The following is a 16719-nucleotide window of genomic DNA, read 5'->3' as shown; positions in this document are numbered from 1 at the left end:
ATCGAAAACGTTTTCGGTCAAAATCAGCATTGATATAAAAAAATAGGCAATAGTTTTACCTCTAACTAATAACCTAACCAAATAATAAATCATGAAACAGTTTAATTCAAACGCAATAACATCGTTCTGGATGGTATTGTTATTAATCATTCCAGCTCTAGCTTTTTCACAAGAAAAAGGAAGTGTCTCTGGGCAAGTATTCGACGAAAATGGGCAATCAGCTCCAGGTGCAAATATTGTTATTCAAGGAACTGCGGTAGGAGTAAGCACAGATGCAGAAGGAGGATTTACACTTCTAAATCTTTCAGGAGGAACTTATGTAATTCTTGTTACAAACATTGGATATAAATCTACTCAAAGAAGTGTTGTTCTTAAAGGTGGAGAAAACATAAAAATCGATTTTCATCTAGAAGCAGAATCTCAAAGTTTAAAAGAAGTAGTAATTACAGGTTCATCAAATCCAAGGTCAAAATTAGAATCAAGTATCGCAATTACTACTATGGGAGCAAAGGCAATCGAAAGCAGAGCGCCTATTAGTACAGCAGATATCCTTCAGACAATTCCGGGATTTGTTGTTGAAACATCAGGAGGAGAAGTAGGGAATAACCTTTTTGCAAGAGGAATTCCATCGGCGGGAGCTTATGAATATGTACAGATTCAAGAAGATGGCCTGCCTGTTTTTGAAGATGGAGCTTTGCAGTTTGCAAATGCAGACAATTGGTACAGACTAGATGAAACGGTGAGTAAAATGGAAGCAGTTAGAGGAGGATCGGCATCGATTTTTGCATCGAATGCTCCAGGGGGAATTGTCAATTTTATTTCGAAAACAGGACAGAATGATTTTCAAGGAAAAGCAAAACTTACCGTTGGAGATTATGGTTTATTCCGTACAGATCTAAATTTAAGTGGAGCATTGGTAAAAGATAAATTGTTTTTTAATGTAGGAGGGTTTTATAGAGCCGACGACGGAATTAGAAAAACTGGTTTTACCGCAAACAAAGGAGGACAAGTAAAAATGAATCTTACCTATAAGTTTGATGACGGAGGATATTTGAGAGTGAATTATAAAAAGCTAGATGACAGAAATACGTTCTACTTACCAATTCCTTTGAGAAGTAATAACGGAAAAGTAGAAGGCGTAAGTGGTTTTGATCCAAATTATGGAACGCTGACTTCTGCAAATTTCTCACATTTAAGTGTACCACAATATGGAGGAGGAACTTTTAAAGCTGATTTAGAAGATGGAGTTCATCCAGTTGTAGACGCTATTGGAGCAGAATTTAAAAAGAAAATAGCAGAAAAAGTTACCTTAAAAAATGCATTCAGAAATACTAAAATAGATTTGAATTACAATGCAATTTATAGCAGTGGCGGACCTTGGACACAAGCAGGATATGCAACAGATGTACAAAACGTAGCTCCAGCAAACACAGGAGATTTAAGTTATACATACGTAGATAATAATACAGCCTTAAATCCAAATGCGCTAATCATGAGAGCAGATCATTGGTACATTCATAAACAAATGGATAATTTTGCTAATAACCTATCTTTTAATTTTGATTTAAAGCCTGTTAGTCTTACAGTAGGATATTATTATTCTAATTGGAGATCAAAACAATACTGGAACTGGAGTAACTATTTAGTAGATGTTACTGACAATCCAAGATTAGTAAACGTAAACAATACTGCAAGTGGCATAGCGCATACTTGGAACGGAATAGAAAGAATTACTTGGTTAGAAAGAGATGCAGAAACAAAAGGGAAACTAAATGATTTTTATATAGATGCCGAAATCCAAGCTACAGATAATCTAACATTCAACGCTGGTTTAAGATACGACAAAAACATATATTCCGGATACAGAGATAATGCACGTTTTGGAGCTGAAAATTTAGGAATTTTAGATAATAATACTGCCGATGATGCAGTAACTACAGTGTTGGGAAATCCATATACCTATTGGAGATATGATGTAAGCGAGATTTCGTATACAGCAGCAGGGAATTATAAGTTTAATGATAACATGGCTTCTTATTTAAGATATAGTCATGGTTTTAGATCACCAATTGAAGAGGCATTTTATGAAAATGCCAAAGATTTGAGTAAACTAGAAAACACTTTTGTGAATCAATTAGAGCTAGGTTATAAATATGCCAATTCATTCCTTTCGGTAAATGCCAATTTGTTTCATATGAATTTAAAGAATGTTGCCTTTACAGATATATTAGCCGATGGATCTTCTGAAAATAAATTTGCTGATGTGAACAATTTAGGATTAGAAGTAGAAACGAACGTAAGATATGGCATAGCGAGATTGAATTTTAATTTCACAATTCAAAATCCAAAATATGATAATTTCACAGGTCAAAATGCAGACGGAAGTACTTTCGATTTTAACGGAAATACAGCCCGTAGAATTCCTAAATTCTTCTGTACAATAAGACCAGAAGTAGATATAACCAAAAGATTATCAGGATATGCACAATATACTTATTTTGATAAAAAATATACAAATCAGGATAACAGACAAGTTTTACCAGCCTTTAAAGAAGTAGGAGCAGGTTTAAGTTATGTGGTTAATAATTTACGATTTGCTGTTGATGGAACTAACTTGTTCAACGAGATTGGTTTAACCGAAGGGAATCCAAGACAATCAACATCAGATACAGATGTGTTTTTGGCAAGACCTATTTTAGGACGAGCATTTAGATTTTCAGTAGCAATCAACTTTTAGTTTTTTTTATATTAATTAATTCAGCCAAATGCTGTTGTAATAACAGTATTTAGTTTTTTGTTACATTCGTTAGTAAATCAATAGGGTAGTATGAAAAAAGCAGGAATAACGGCAGTATTATATCTCAATTACTTTGTATTTGCGATACTACTGAATAGTGTTGGGATAGTGATTTTAAAAGCACAAAAAAATTATGGAGTAAATGAATTACAGGCTAGCATTTTAGAAGCTTTTAAGGATTTACCCATTGCAATAGTATCTTTTTTAATAGCTTCTTTTCTACCAAGAATTGGATATAAAAAAGCAATGCTTATTGGGTTAGGATTGGTAACTTTTGCTTGTATAGCTATGTTTTATGGCAATTCGTTTAATTATGCCAAATTACTTTTTGCAACCGTAGGAGTTTCTTTTGCTCTAATAAAAGTATCTGTTTACTCACTTATTGGCACAGTAACAGAAAATCAGAAGGAGCACAATGCATTAATGAGTAGTGTCGAGGGTGTTTTTATGATAGGGATTGCACTAGCTTATTTTTTATTTCCAGCTTTTAATACCGATACAAATCCAGATTCATGGCTTAATGTGTATTGGTTTTTGGCATTACTAACATTGTTGTCATTCGGTTTTTTGTTCTTTATAAAAATAGAAAAACCAGTAGAAATTCCAGGAGTAAATCTAGCCGATGATTTTATGCAAATGATTAAGCTAATGGCAAAATCATTGGTAATCGTTTTTGTAGTTAGTGCTTTTTTATTCGTAATGATAGAACAAGGAATCATGTCTTGGTTACCAACGTTTAATGATAAAGTACTTCACTTATCCGAAAACAATAGCATAATGATGGCTAGTATTCTAGCTATTTCTCTAGCTGTTGGGCGAATTCTAGCGGGAGAAATTACAAAGAAAATAAACTGGATTTGGGTACTAAGCTTCTGTATTATATGTGCCATGTTGATTGTAATTTTTGTATTGCCAAAGACGGTTGGGTTAGAAGTAAAAACGATTCATTCTTTTCAGGATATTCCATTAATAGGTTTCGCATTTCCACTTGTAGGATTATTTATAGCGCCTATTTATCCGTTGCTTAATTCAGTTATATTAAGTGCTTTGCCTAAAAATTTACATAGTTCAATGACGGGGTTAATTGTAGTGTTCTCTGCTTTGGGAGGAACAATAGGTTCAAGAATAATAGGTTGGCTATTCCAGAATCAAGGGCCACAGAATGCATTTTATTACACCTTGATTCCAATGTCATTACTATTGGTCTCATTCTTTATATTAAAAAAAATTACGACAAAAAATGAAATTTAAACTAAACATAAATCAGACACTTCAGCGCTTATTAGCCCAAGAAGATACAGATGGGGATAAAAAGATTACGATTGATGATAAAGGACCTAAAAGTTTTTTATTGGAAGATGAAAACGGAAATTCATTGCATGTCGAAGGGACTTATTATTTATCTAATCTATTACAAGAATTAGCATTGTCTAAAAAAAGCAATTTAGAATTTGCTGAAATAGATAGTTCTGAAATAATCGAAAATCCAGTAAGTCGTATTTCTAGAAAAATAAAGGATTTATATTGGAATGGATTAACAAGAACTATCGATGCCAAAGGAGTTGCTAAAATTGTAGAAGATGAAAAGATAGAAAACGCAGTTTCTTATTTGTATGTTCCTGCAACAGATAAAATAGCTTTTGAGTATTTTAAAGCGTTAGAGAAATCTATTCCTAAATTGCAAGTAGTGCAACTAGCCAATGATATTTCTTCAGAATATGTATTGACGTTGAACAAAAAGCCGGGGATTCTTGCTCTAGCATTGCAACAGGAAAACGGAGAGACAAAAGGAGTTCCTTTTGTCGTTCCGGGAGGTAGGTTTAACGAGATGTATGGTTGGGATAGCTATTTTATTGCTATTGGACTTTTATTAGATAATAAACCAGAATTGGCTATTGGGATAGCTGAGAATTTTAAATACCAAATTGATCATTACGGAAAAATTCTTAATGCAAACAGAAGTTACTATTTAACCCGCACGCAACCACCATTATACACTTCGTTGATTGTTGCAATTGTAAAAGAGGCGAAACCAACGAAAGATTGGATAGCAAGACACCTTCATACTGCGATAAAAGAATATCAAACGGTTTGGATGGTAGAAGGAAAGCGACTTACTTCAAATGGATTGAACCGTTATAAAGCAGAAGGAATTGGACTTCCGTTTGAAGTTGAGGTAGGACATTTTGATGATGTTCTTGAAAAATATGCACAGTTATATAAATTACCTCTAAGAGAATTTGAGAAGAAATATCTTGATAGAGAAATTATTGACGCTAGTCTAGATGCCTATTTTGTACACGATCGTAGCATGCGAGAAAGTGGTCATGATACTACGAATCGATTTGTGGATATTTGTGCTGATTTAAATACAATAGATTTAAACAGCTTACTTTATAAATACGAAACCGATATTGCTTACTTAATTGAAACCGTATTTGAGAATCATTTTGCAGATGAGCAACAAACAACTTATACTGCCGAATACTGGAAAGAGAAGGCAGTTTCTAGAAAAGATAAAATCAATGAATTGCTTTGGGATAAGAACACAGAGATTTATTATGATTATAATTTTGTAAAGAAAGAACCACATGTATTTGATGCTGCAGCAACATTTTATCCGCTTTGGGCAAAATTATGTAGTGCAGAGCAAGCAGCAATTTTGGTAAAAGAAGCATTACCAAAATTTAAATTAAAAGGAGGGATTGCAGGAAGCACCAAAGAGGAGATTGAAAATCTAGATGTAAATTCACCACAGCGACAATGGGATTATCCTTTTGGATGGGCACCACATCAGGTTTTCCTGTGGGAAGGGCTAATAAATTATAATTATGTAGATGAAGCGCAAGAAATGATTTATCGCTGGTTATGGCTTATTACACGTAATGCAGTAGATTATAATGGCACCATTCCGGAGAAATTTAATTTAGAAACAAGTTCACTTAAGATTTTTGCAGAATATGGCAATGTGGGTACAGCATTCGATTATATAACCGAAGAAGGATTTGGTTGGATGAATGCTTCTTATCAGTTAGGATTAAGTATTCTAAAAACAGATTTAAGGGCAGAGTTAGAAAAACTAACAGATCCCGATAAATTGTTTTAGAAACAATATAGGAGTAATTAATTTTAACGCATAGAAACATAGATTTTGTACTCTTAAAATAGGCGTTTCACTTTTCTTAAGTACACAAAGGTTGTTATGTGGAAGAAATGTATTTCTTTTTTTACATAAAATCTATGTTTCTATGTGTTGAATGAAAATTTGCTGACTTGTAAATGAAAAAAGCCTAAGAATTGAATTCTTAGGCTTTTTTGTAATTTAATAATATGTTTTTAAGGAGTCGTTGCCGGCTCTTCTTTTTTCTTTTTCTTAAACAAACCGTTTATTAAATCGGCAGCTTTGTTTACCTGTTCGGTAGTTTTTTCTTTGTTGGCTGCACCTGCCTTTGTAGTGTCTTTTGATTTAGTGTTTTTATTAATCAAATCCGTTAAAGCAGTTGTTCCTTGTTTAGTCAGTTTCTCTTTTTGTTGGTTAACCAATTGTGTTGTTAAGTTAGTAACAGCACTTTTCATATCGGTAGAAACTTTTGGATTAGAAAAATTACCAGTCAAGAATGCATTAATCGGAATGCTTTGCAGTTTTGCGGCATCAGCAGGAGACATTTTAGCTAAGAAAGCATTTGCCTCAGATCCAAGGTATTTTGCAGGAACATCCAACTTTATAGTGTAGTTCATTGTTTGGTCAAAACCATGAGTTCCTCCAATAGTTGCTTTAATGTCTTGGTATTTTATATCGAATGGTTTTACATTTACTTTTCCATTATCAAATGTAAGTCCGATTTTTAAGTCATTTAAGTTTAACTTATTAATATCAAGAAATTTAATATTAGAAGTTAAAGCATTTAATACAGTCGAATTCTGGGCATTTACAGTTGTAGAAAGTAATTGACCTAACAAATCACCTGATATAGATTTTAAGTCAGGAGTTAATTCGTTAGCATCGAGGTTTCCGTTAAGTTTTATAGTCGAGTTTATTTTACCATTGACAATTCCTGCTATTGGAGCAATCTTTTTCAACAAGTCTAATTGCGTAAACGATTGTGCAATATCAACTTGATTGAATCCTAAATTCATATCAAAAGTTGGTACTTTTGCTTTTGTAGATACTGCTCCGTTTAAAGCAATTGTACCTCCAAAAATAGCCGTTTTAAAGTTCTCTAAAGTTGCTTTTTCATCTTTTACGATTATCTTTCCAGAAACATCTTTTAGTTTTAAATTATCATACAAAACAGTAGCTGCTTTTGCTGTTAATGTACAATTTAAGAAAGCTGGAATTTTCATTGCTTCCGCTGGCTTAGCTTTTGCTTTAGAATCTGCTTGTGTTTCCGTTTTAGCAGGTGCAGGTTCTCCGGTAGTCATAAAATCAGCTACAGCCAATTGGTTTGAGCTCATATTGAAATTACCTCTTAGTTCTTGTTTTTTAAACATGAAACCATAGAAATTTTCAAGAACTCCATTGATGCTCATGTCACTTTTTCCAGTAGTAGCATCAAATTGCTTTAAGTTAATTGTGCTTGGAGTAAACTGAACCAAAGCAGTACTAATATTCATCGATTTGTTATTTTCATCTGTATATTTAAATCCAGATAAACTCATCGTACCAGCATTTTTAATGTTTTGATATTGACTTTTCTCAACTGAAGCCATATCAAAATTAGTAGTCACATCCGCTTTTAAAATACCAGACAAAGGTTTGTCCATTTTTATAGGATAAGCTTTAGAAAGGTTCGCTAAGTTAATAGTTCCTTTTAATGCAGCATCTACAATAGGATTTACAGTAATATTCTTAATATTCGCTTTAGCATTAAAAACATCTTGATCAATCTTAAATGATAGTTTGTCTAAATTTACATAAGTATCATTTAGGACACCAGTTTCGTTTATAATCCTAGTATCAATAACAATGTTTTGAACTGATTTTGGCAAGTTTGGATATTTAAATGAAGCATTGTTAGATGCAATTTCAATATTAAATTTAGGAACAGTAGTGTCCGAATATTTTCCTTTGGCAAATCCTGCAACAGTAAAATCTCCGGTAGTTTTTACACCATCTAATCCAGAAGAATAAGCAGATGGAATTAACCCTAAGAAGTTGGTGAAAGATGAGGTAGGCGTTTTAAATTTTAAATCATATTCTTGCCCCCCTTCAACCATTTGAATAAAACCATCAAATTCTAATGGCAACTGATTGATTAAAGCTTTGTTCTCTTTAAAAGTATATTTGCTTTTTTCTAAATCGATACCTAAAACTGCATCAAGAGTTAGCGATACATTTTTCATGTAATTTACTTTATCCATGTCCAAAGATACTTTGGCAGTCGATTTTGTAACTAGGTCAAGATTTGAAGCGGTAAAATCACCTTTTCCTTCATGGTTTAAGCTATCGATAACCATTTTTATTTTTGAACCTTGGTCAAAATATCTAAAAGTGAAATTTTCAATTTTGTACCCTTGGATTTTTAAAGAAAGAGGTTTGCTGGCGGTTTCGTCTTTTTTAGATTCGTCTTTTTTTAGTGCAATGTCAAAATTACCCACACCATTTTTATCAAATATAATATTGATTAATCCATTTTTAGTATCAATTCCTTGAATGTTCAACGCTTCCTCTTTTCCTTTGAAAAGCTCTTTGATACTCATTTTTAAATTTAACTCACCTAATGAAACTAAAGTATCCCCTTCAAAAGGAGCTTTATTTATAATCACTAATTTTTCTATGGTGACGTTAGCATTCGGAAAGTTTTTAAATAAGCTCAAATCGGCGTCTACAAAACTAACTTTGGCATCAACGCTCTCATTGATGGCTTCGGATATTTTGTTTTTAATTTGGTCTTTAAAAAAAAACGGAATGGCAAATAAAGAAGCAATCAGTAAAACGATCACTATTCCTGCGATTTTCAGAGCTTTCTTTAGCATATGTATAGTTATTAATATTCAGTTATTACAAGCAAATTTTGTGCCTGCTTATCACAAAAATAAACTTTTATGAGAGATTCCTTTTGAATTTCCTTTATAAAAAGAAATTTAGTCCTATTCTTTTAGAAGTCTTCTAATGAGTTTAATCTAAAAAAATAGCCTACTACATATCGAGGGGGGCGATACGAGTAAGCTATCCAAAAAAATAAACAGGGTTATGATTACTATGAATTCTACTAGCTTAAAATGTCTTAAATGCTTGTATAGTTGCCCTTGTAATATTTGGCTAAAGTAGCAACAACATCCACTTATGTATGTTACCGCTAAATTAAACCTGAGTTAACTTTTGGCGATTTGGTATAAAACAAAAAATCCGCTTAAGTCTAACTTAAACGGATTGTAATTGTAATAAATTTATAAATTATCTAATGTTAATTTCAAATGGCATCATGGCTTGTACGCCTTTTTTAGCTTGTAATCTTTTTACTTGTTCGATAATAAAATAATTTTCTTCTCCTATTTCTTCTTTAATAAAATTCTCTTTTGATTTTGCAAAAGGTAAATTTTGCAACATATCGTTGAATTTCTTTTCGTATTCCGGATAGTTTTGTGTGCTGTAATCTTTTACTTTAGCAAGAGTTGCAGCCTCGGCTATAGCGTCATTCAAGCCTCCAATTTTATCTACAAGACCAATTTTTAGTGCTTCAGAACCAGTCCAAACTCTACCTTGTGCAATAGCATCAACTTGATCAAAAGTCATTTTTCTTCCTTCAGCAACATGAGTTACAAAAGTTTTATAGATATGTTCAACACTTTCTAGAGTTACCGCTTTGAAGTTCTCGTCTAAAGGGACAAATGGACTGTAGTTAGCAGCATTTGTATGTGTTTTTACTTGTTCAGTATTAATTCCTAGTTTGTTGGCCAATGGAGTGAAATTTGGTAATACTCCAAAAACTCCAATAGAACCAGTTATTGTATTGCTTTCAGCAAATATTTTATTAGCATTACACGCGATATAATATCCTCCAGATGCGGCGTAATTCCCCATAGAAACAACTACAGGTTTAATCTTCTTAGTTAATTCTACTTCTCTCCAAATTAAATCAGAAGTTAAAGCGCTTCCACCAGGACTGTCAATTCGTAGTACAATTGCTTTTACATCTTTGTTCTTGCGTGCATCTTGCAAAGAACGGCGCATTGATCCTTCTCCGATAACAGTAACATCACCTTCTCCACTTTGAATTTCTCCTTGAGCATAAATAATAGCTATTTGGTCGCCCGTAGCACTAGAGCTAATCGCAGTAGTGATAAAGTTTTGAGTATAATCAGAAATAGAAATTTTATTATAATCATCGTCGCCAGTTACCTTTAAGGCTTTTTTAATCGCTTCATGATAAACATCTTCGTAAGCTATAACATCTACAAGACGTTCTGCTTTTGCCATTTCAGGAGTTCTAGCCAAAAGACCATTAGCGATTTCATTTAATCGATCAACAGGAATGTTACGGCTTTTAGAAATATCGGCAACAACAGTATTCCAGATTGAGCTTAATAAAGCACCCGTTTGTTCTCTGTTGGCATCACTCATTTTGTTTTCAAGGAATGGCTCAACTGCACTTTTATATTTTCCATGGCGAATTACTTCCATGTGAATACCTGACTTATCTTGAAAATCTTTGAAAAACATAATTTCAGAAGACAAACCTTTAAAATCTAATTCACCAACAGGATTTAAATAGATTGTATTTGCAACAGAATTTAGATAATATTCTTTTTGAGAATACCCATTAGAATAAGCCATTACAAACTTTCCTGATTTTTTAAAACTCTCAAGGGCATTTCGTAAATCTTTACTTTGCGCCATTCCTAAAGAAGAGGCGTCATTAAGAATAGAAATCCCTTTAATGTTGTCATCTGTTTTTGCTACATCTATTGCGTTAATGATATCTGTTAATCCGATACCTTTTTGCTCAGAAAAAATAGTTACCCAAGGGTCTTTATATTTCCCGGCATAATCATTTTGTATTTTTCTTAAATCGAGTTCAATTACAGAGTCCGTTTTTATTGTAACAGCATTACTATCGCCTCCAAAAAGTGCCGCTAATAACATTATTCCAAAAAAAGACAGCATGAAAAAAACAAAAATACCGATTACGGTAGCTATTACATTTCCTAAAAATTTCATAATTACAATTTTTTAATAAGTAGCAAAAAAGCTAAAATGTTACAAATCGCGACTTTATATTTTTTTATTTTGTTATAAGTCGATATACAAATATATTGCTATTTCTAAAATACTTTTAGTTAATTTGCATCTAATTATGAAATCACAATATCAGGTCGTTTTATCCCTAGGAAGTAACCAAGGAAATAGGTTAGCAAATATCGAAAACTGCATTAATTTGATACATCAGGAAATTGGTACTGTTGTTCAAGTTTCGAAGTTATATGAGACACCGGCTTGGGGTTTTGAAAGTGATGCATTTTATAATTGTGCTTTGGTTTTGCATACCAATGCGTCTGCACAAAAAATATTAAATCAGGTTTTAAAAGTAGAAAAACAATTAGGACGTACTCGTTCAGAGCAACAAGGTTACCAATCTCGACTAATAGATATTGATCTCATTATTTACGAAGATGAAGTTGTCGATACAGAAAAGCTCAAGGTGCCACATCCTTTGATGCAAAATCGAAATTTTGTCTTGCTGCCTATTCAAGATTTGAATTTAAACTGGAAGCATCCAATTTTTCAAAAAACAATTTCAGAATTAATTGCAATATCGCCAGACGATAGTGTTTGTACAGTTGTTCAGAGTTTGAAAAGTCCACTACAAGAAATTCCGATGCAACGATTTAATTATATTGCCTTTGAAGGGAATATTGGTGCAGGAAAAACAACTTTAGTGCATAAGATAGCAGATGATTTTAATGCTAAAACGGTATTAGAACGTTTTGCAGACAATCCTTTTTTGCCCAAATTTTATAAAGATCAAAATCGATATGCTTTTCCACTCGAAATGTCTTTTCTGGCAGATCGTTATCAGCAATTATCGGATGATTTGGCTCAATTTGATTTGTTTAAAGATTTTATCGTAGCCGATTATCATATCTTTAAATCATTGATTTTCGCTAAAATTACACTTGCGGAAGATGAATATCGATTGTATAGAAACTTGTTCGATATTATTTATAAGGAAATGCCAAAGCCCGATTTGTATGTGTATTTATATCAAAATACAGAACGTTTATTGCAAAACATAAAAAAACGAGGCAGAAGCTACGAGCAAAATATTGAGGCTGCTTATTTAGATAAAATCAACAATGGCTATTTGGAATATATTAAATCTCAAGCAGATTTAAATGTTTTGATTATTGATGTCTCAGACCGTGATTTTGTAAAGAAACATGAAGATTATCTTTTTGTTTTAGAAGAAATCCAGAAAAAAATAGGCTAGCTATTCTTTTCTTAACCAACCTAAGATTCTATCATTATTAATTGTCCATTTTCCTTCTTTTTCAATTAAAGAGAAGGTTTCTCTAGATTTACTAAACGGACCTGGGTTTTGCTGAATTATTTCTATTTCATTAGCAGTAACATTCGAAACAATTGCAACGTGTCCAAATCGGTTAAAAATAGTTCCGCTGTAAATTAGCAGGTCGTCAACTTTGGGTTTGCTTATACTTGGATTGGTATATTGTATTAAATTCCTCTTTTCATTTTTTTGACCATCAGAAAGTTTTTCGTTAAAAAAATCTTTGGCGTGACCATAACTATCAGGCATTTTGTGGTTAAAATGCTCGTAGTAATATCTCTTTACAAATTCTACACACTGGTATTTTAGGCCAAGATTGTAATTGTCGGCGGTGAGATTTCTATCAGTAACATTATTCACTCCTCCGTTGTAATAAACGCAAATACCATTTAGGCTATCCAAAGGCTGTCCTATTGTATGTTCAGAATTGAAATTAAATTTTTTAAAAGCCCATATTCCTGAGAAAAGAAATAGTAATAATCCAATTAAGAAGTAAGTCCAGCGTTTGGTTTTCATTGTGATAGTAATGTTGTTTTGTATTCTGTCATTTCGAAACTAGAAGTTTCTAAAATTATTTTGGCCAATTCATTTTCTGAAATAAATCCCAAACAACAATACCAGCACTCACAGAAATATTAAGTGAATGTTTGGTTCCTAATTGTGGAATTTCAATACAACCATCGCAAATTGCAACAGCTTCTTGAGATACGCCATACACTTCGTTTCCAAATACTAAAGCATATTTTTTGTCTTTCTCTACTTCAAAATCTTGCAAGAAAATAGCGCTTTCAACTTGTTCGATTGCTAGTGTAGTAACGTTTTCCTTTTTAAGATTTTCGATTACTTCTAAAACGCTTTCGTGGTGTTCCCAAGTAACGGTTTCAGTAGCACCAAGTGCTGTTTTGTGTATTTCCTTGTTGGGTGGAGTTGCAGTGATACCACACAGGATTATTTTTTCAATTAAAAATGCATCTGCCGTTCTAAATACAGAACCTATATTGTGTAGACTACGAATGTCGTCTAATACTAAAATAAGAGGTGTCTTGTCTGATTTTTTAAAAGCAGCAATAGATTTTCTTTCGAGCTCGCTGTTTTCGAGTTTTCTCATAATTATTTAAATTCTAGTAATAAAAAAAGCTTCCAAATATAAGGAAGCTTTTCGTTTATTTTTTTTGCTGTTTTACGATTTAGCTTTTTGGAGCATCATTTGCTGCTAAAACTGTACCTTTAATCGTAAGAGTTTTTGTAGGTTGTCCAGCTGCGTTAGATGAAACTGTTACTGTTTTAGTAAAAGAACCTACTCTATCAGTAGCATATTTTACACCAATGATACCTTTTCCACCTGGAGCAATTGGCTCTTTTGGAGAAGTTGGAACTGTACATCCACAAGATCCTTGTGTGTTAGTGATGATTAATGGTTTGTTACCGTTATTAGTAAAAACAAATTCACGTTTTCCATCTGCATTTTGTGCAATTGTTCCGTAATCTATTACTTCGTTAACGAAAACCATTCCAGCACCATCAACTTTAGCTGTTTTAGCTTTAGCTTGTGCGTTTGATGTAGCAACGCTTAGTACTGTAAACATTACAAGTAGAACTATTTTTTTCATTTTTAGTTTATTTTTTAATTATTAACAAATTTATGTAAAATAATGAAAGTGTACCTTAAAATTACCTTAAAAATATTTTAATTTTTTCTGGGATTCTTTATTCGCTTTAAAATTTATAAATTCGCTGTCATAATATTTCATTTAAAAACACAGTAATTTGGCAGCGAAAGAGAAAGTGGTGAAAGAAACACCGTTAATGAAACAATACAATGATATTAAGAGAAAATATCCAGATGCATGTTTGCTTTTTAGAGTTGGTGATTTTTACGAAACCTTTGGAGAAGATGCTGTTAGGGCTTCTAAAATCTTAGGTATAACATTAACAAAAAGAGGAGCAGGCTCAGAAACCGAAACAGCTTTGGCGGGTTTTCCACATCATTCTATTAATACGTATTTGCCCAAATTAGTAAAAGCAGGACTTCGTGTAGCGATTTGTGATCAGCTAGAAGATCCTAAAATGACTAAAACAATCGTTAAAAGAGGTGTTACGGAGTTGGTGACTCCAGGTGTTTCTCTAAATGATGAGGTATTGCAGTCTAAAGCCAATAACTTTTTGGCATCAGTTTATTTTGTCAATAAAAATATAGGAATTTCGTTTTTGGATGTTTCTACGGGAGAATTCCTAATGGCCCAAGGAAATACTGAATACATAGATAAATTATTACAGAATTTTAGACCAAGTGAAGTACTGGTTCCTAAGCACAATAAAAATGATTTCAAAGAAGCTTTTGGAGAAGATTTTCATAGTTTTTATTTAGAAGATTGGATTTATAAAGAAGACTATGCTTTAGAGATTTTAACGAAGCATTTTCAAACTGTTTCTTTAAAAGGTTTTGGGGTAGAAGAATTAAAAGAAGGAATTATTGCCTCGGGAGCTATTCTATATTACTTATCCGAAACGCAACATAATAGAGTACAGCACATAACAACAATTCAGCGAATTGCCGAAGACGCTTATGTGTGGATGGATCGATTTACGATTCGAAATCTAGAATTGTATCACAGTTACAATCCGAATGCAGTTACGCTTTTGGATGTTATTGATAGAACGCTTTCGCCAATGGGTGGGCGATTGTTGAAACGTTGGTTGGCGTTACCTCTTAAAGATAGTGAAAAGATTAAGAGCCGTCACGAAGTAGTTTCTTACTTAAAGGAGAATCAAGAGGTGCTTCATAATATTCAGTATCAAATTAAGCAAATATCAGATTTAGAACGTTTGATTTCTAAAATTGCCGCAGGTAAAGTTTCTCCGCGTGAGATTGTTTATCTGAAAGAATCATTAGATGCAATCATTCCTATAAAAGACCTTGCTCTTAAGAGTTCACAAGAAGCAGTAAAAACAATAGGCGTTAATTTGCATAGTTGTGATTTATTGCGTGAAAAAATTAAAACAACTTTAAATCAAGAGGCAGCACCTGTATCTATTAATAAAGGAAATGCTATTGCAAAAGGAATTAGTGAAGAGTTAGATGATTTGCGAGCTATTTCTACTTCAGGAAAAGAGTTTCTGGAGGGGATTGAAAAAAGAGAGTCGGAGAGAACCGGAATTACTTCTTTGAAGATTTCATTTAATAACGTTTTTGGGTATTATATCGAAGTTAGAAATACGCATAAAGATAAAGTACCGACAGAATGGATTCGTAAGCAAACTTTGGTAAATGCAGAACGTTATATTACTGAAGAGTTAAAAGAATATGAAACTAAAATTTTAGGAGCTGAAGAGAAAATTCATAAAATAGAATTAGAACTTTTTGAGGGATTGGTTTCTTGGATAACAACATACATCAAGCCGGTGCAAATGAATGCAAATTTGGTGGCGCAACTAGATTGTTTATGTTCATTTACGCAATTGGCAATCGAGAATAAATATGTTTGTCCGGAAATTGATGATACTTTCGAATTGGAAATTAAAAACGGAAGACATCCTGTTATTGAAAAACAATTACCAGTTGGTGTACCATATATAGCTAATGATGTTTTCTTGGATAGAGAAACGCAACAGTTAATTATGATTACAGGGCCTAACATGTCTGGTAAGTCTGCTATTTTGCGCCAAACTGCTTTAATTGTATTATTGGCTCAAATGGGAAGTTTTGTTCCTGCGGATAGCGTTAGAATGGGAATGGTTGATAAAATCTTTACAAGAGTAGGAGCGTCGGATAATATTTCGATGGGAGAATCTACTTTTATGGTTGAGATGAATGAAACAGCTTCAATCTTGAATAATATTTCAGATAGAAGTTTGGTGTTGTTAGATGAGATAGGAAGAGGAACGAGTACATATGATGGAATTTCGATTGCATGGGCTATTGCTGAATTTTTGCATGAGCATCCGTCGAGACCAAAAACATTGTTTGCTACACATTATCACGAGTTAAATGAAATGACAGATTCGCTACCTAGAATTCAGAATTATAATGTTGCAGTAAAAGAATTAAAGGATACGGTTCTTTTTGTTAGAAAGCTTGTAAAAGGAGGTAGCGCACATAGTTTTGGAATTCACGTTGCAAAAATGGCAGGAATGCCTCAGATTGTTATCTTGAAGGCACAAAAGCTTTTGAAGAAATTGGAGAAAGACCATTCAAGTGATGCGTTAAACGGGATTAAATCGGATAGTGATGAAATGCAAATGAGTTTCTTTAATTTAGATGATCCGTTATTGGAAGAGATTAAAGAAGAAATTTTAAATCTTGATATTAATGCGATAACACCAGTAGAGGCGTTAATGAAGCTTAATGAGATTAAAAGGATGATTACAAGAAAATAATTTCATATTTAAAGTTTAGGTTATCAGTTGATTATA

The 16719-nt window shown here is 32.8% G+C and carries 10 protein-coding genes; 5 read left to right on the top strand and 5 right to left on the bottom strand.

Going from position 1 to position 16719, the window contains the following annotated elements:
* Positions 1-91 precede the first annotated feature (91 nt).
* From QWY99_RS17225 to QWY99_RS17215, 3 genes are all read left to right on the top strand, one after another.
* On the top strand, positions 92-2737 hold the full coding sequence (locus QWY99_RS17225; protein ID WP_290266960.1) for a TonB-dependent receptor: 2646 nt from the start codon (positions 92-94) through the stop codon (positions 2735-2737).
* Between the two features lie 90 nt (positions 2738-2827).
* Positions 2828-4048, top strand: a complete 1221-nt coding sequence (locus QWY99_RS17220) for an MFS transporter (RefSeq protein WP_290266959.1) — start codon at positions 2828-2830, stop codon at positions 4046-4048.
* Positions 4038-5903 carry an alpha,alpha-trehalase gene (locus QWY99_RS17215; protein WP_290266958.1) on the top strand — a complete coding sequence of 622 codons (1866 nt, stop codon included), beginning with the start codon at positions 4038-4040 and terminating at the stop codon, positions 5901-5903. The genes QWY99_RS17220 and QWY99_RS17215 overlap by 11 nt, the downstream gene beginning before the upstream one ends.
* Before the next feature lie 230 nt (positions 5904-6133).
* Here QWY99_RS17215 and QWY99_RS17210 read toward each other — a convergent pair whose 3' ends face one another.
* Both QWY99_RS17210 and sppA read right to left on the bottom strand, forming a co-directional pair.
* The gene (locus QWY99_RS17210) at positions 6134-8773 is read right to left on the bottom strand and encodes an AsmA-like C-terminal region-containing protein (RefSeq protein ID WP_290266957.1); all 2640 of its coding nucleotides are present in this window, start codon (positions 8771-8773) and stop codon (positions 6134-6136) included.
* 421 nt (positions 8774-9194) lie between these two features.
* A complete protein-coding gene (gene sppA, locus QWY99_RS17205; RefSeq protein ID WP_290266956.1) occupies positions 9195-10958 on the bottom strand; it encodes a signal peptide peptidase SppA in 1764 nt (587 codons plus the stop codon).
* A gap of 136 nt (positions 10959-11094) precedes the next feature.
* Here sppA and folK point away from each other — a divergent pair, with 136 nt between their 5' ends.
* Positions 11095-12228, top strand: a complete 1134-nt coding sequence (folK, locus tag QWY99_RS17200; protein ID WP_290266955.1) for a 2-amino-4-hydroxy-6-hydroxymethyldihydropteridine diphosphokinase — start codon at positions 11095-11097, stop codon at positions 12226-12228.
* On the opposite strand, the gene QWY99_RS17195 is transcribed toward folK, so the two are convergent.
* The 3 genes from QWY99_RS17195 to QWY99_RS17185 form a co-directional block, all read right to left on the bottom strand.
* Positions 12229-12822, bottom strand: a complete 594-nt coding sequence (locus tag QWY99_RS17195) for a CHAP domain-containing protein (protein WP_290266954.1) — start codon at positions 12820-12822, stop codon at positions 12229-12231. It abuts the gene before it with no gap.
* Positions 12823-12877: 55 nt separating this feature from the next.
* The gene (locus QWY99_RS17190) at positions 12878-13414 is read right to left on the bottom strand and encodes an RNA methyltransferase (RefSeq protein WP_290266953.1); all 537 of its coding nucleotides are present in this window, start codon (positions 13412-13414) and stop codon (positions 12878-12880) included.
* Between the two features lie 79 nt (positions 13415-13493).
* Positions 13494-13916, bottom strand: coding sequence for a DUF1573 domain-containing protein (locus QWY99_RS17185; RefSeq protein ID WP_290266952.1), 423 nt, complete (start codon positions 13914-13916; stop codon positions 13494-13496).
* A 157-nt stretch (positions 13917-14073) separates the two neighbouring features.
* On the opposite strand from QWY99_RS17185, the gene mutS reads away from it, so the two are divergent.
* Positions 14074-16683, top strand: coding sequence for a DNA mismatch repair protein MutS (gene mutS, locus QWY99_RS17180; RefSeq protein WP_290266951.1), 2610 nt, complete (start codon positions 14074-14076; stop codon positions 16681-16683).
* Positions 16684-16719 lie beyond the last annotated feature (36 nt).

It is taken from the genome of Flavobacterium branchiarum (genome assembly GCF_030409845.1).
GTDB classification, from domain to species: Bacteria; Bacteroidota; Bacteroidia; order Flavobacteriales; family Flavobacteriaceae; genus Flavobacterium; species Flavobacterium branchiarum.
This window is presented reverse-complemented; position numbering and strand designations above follow the sequence as displayed.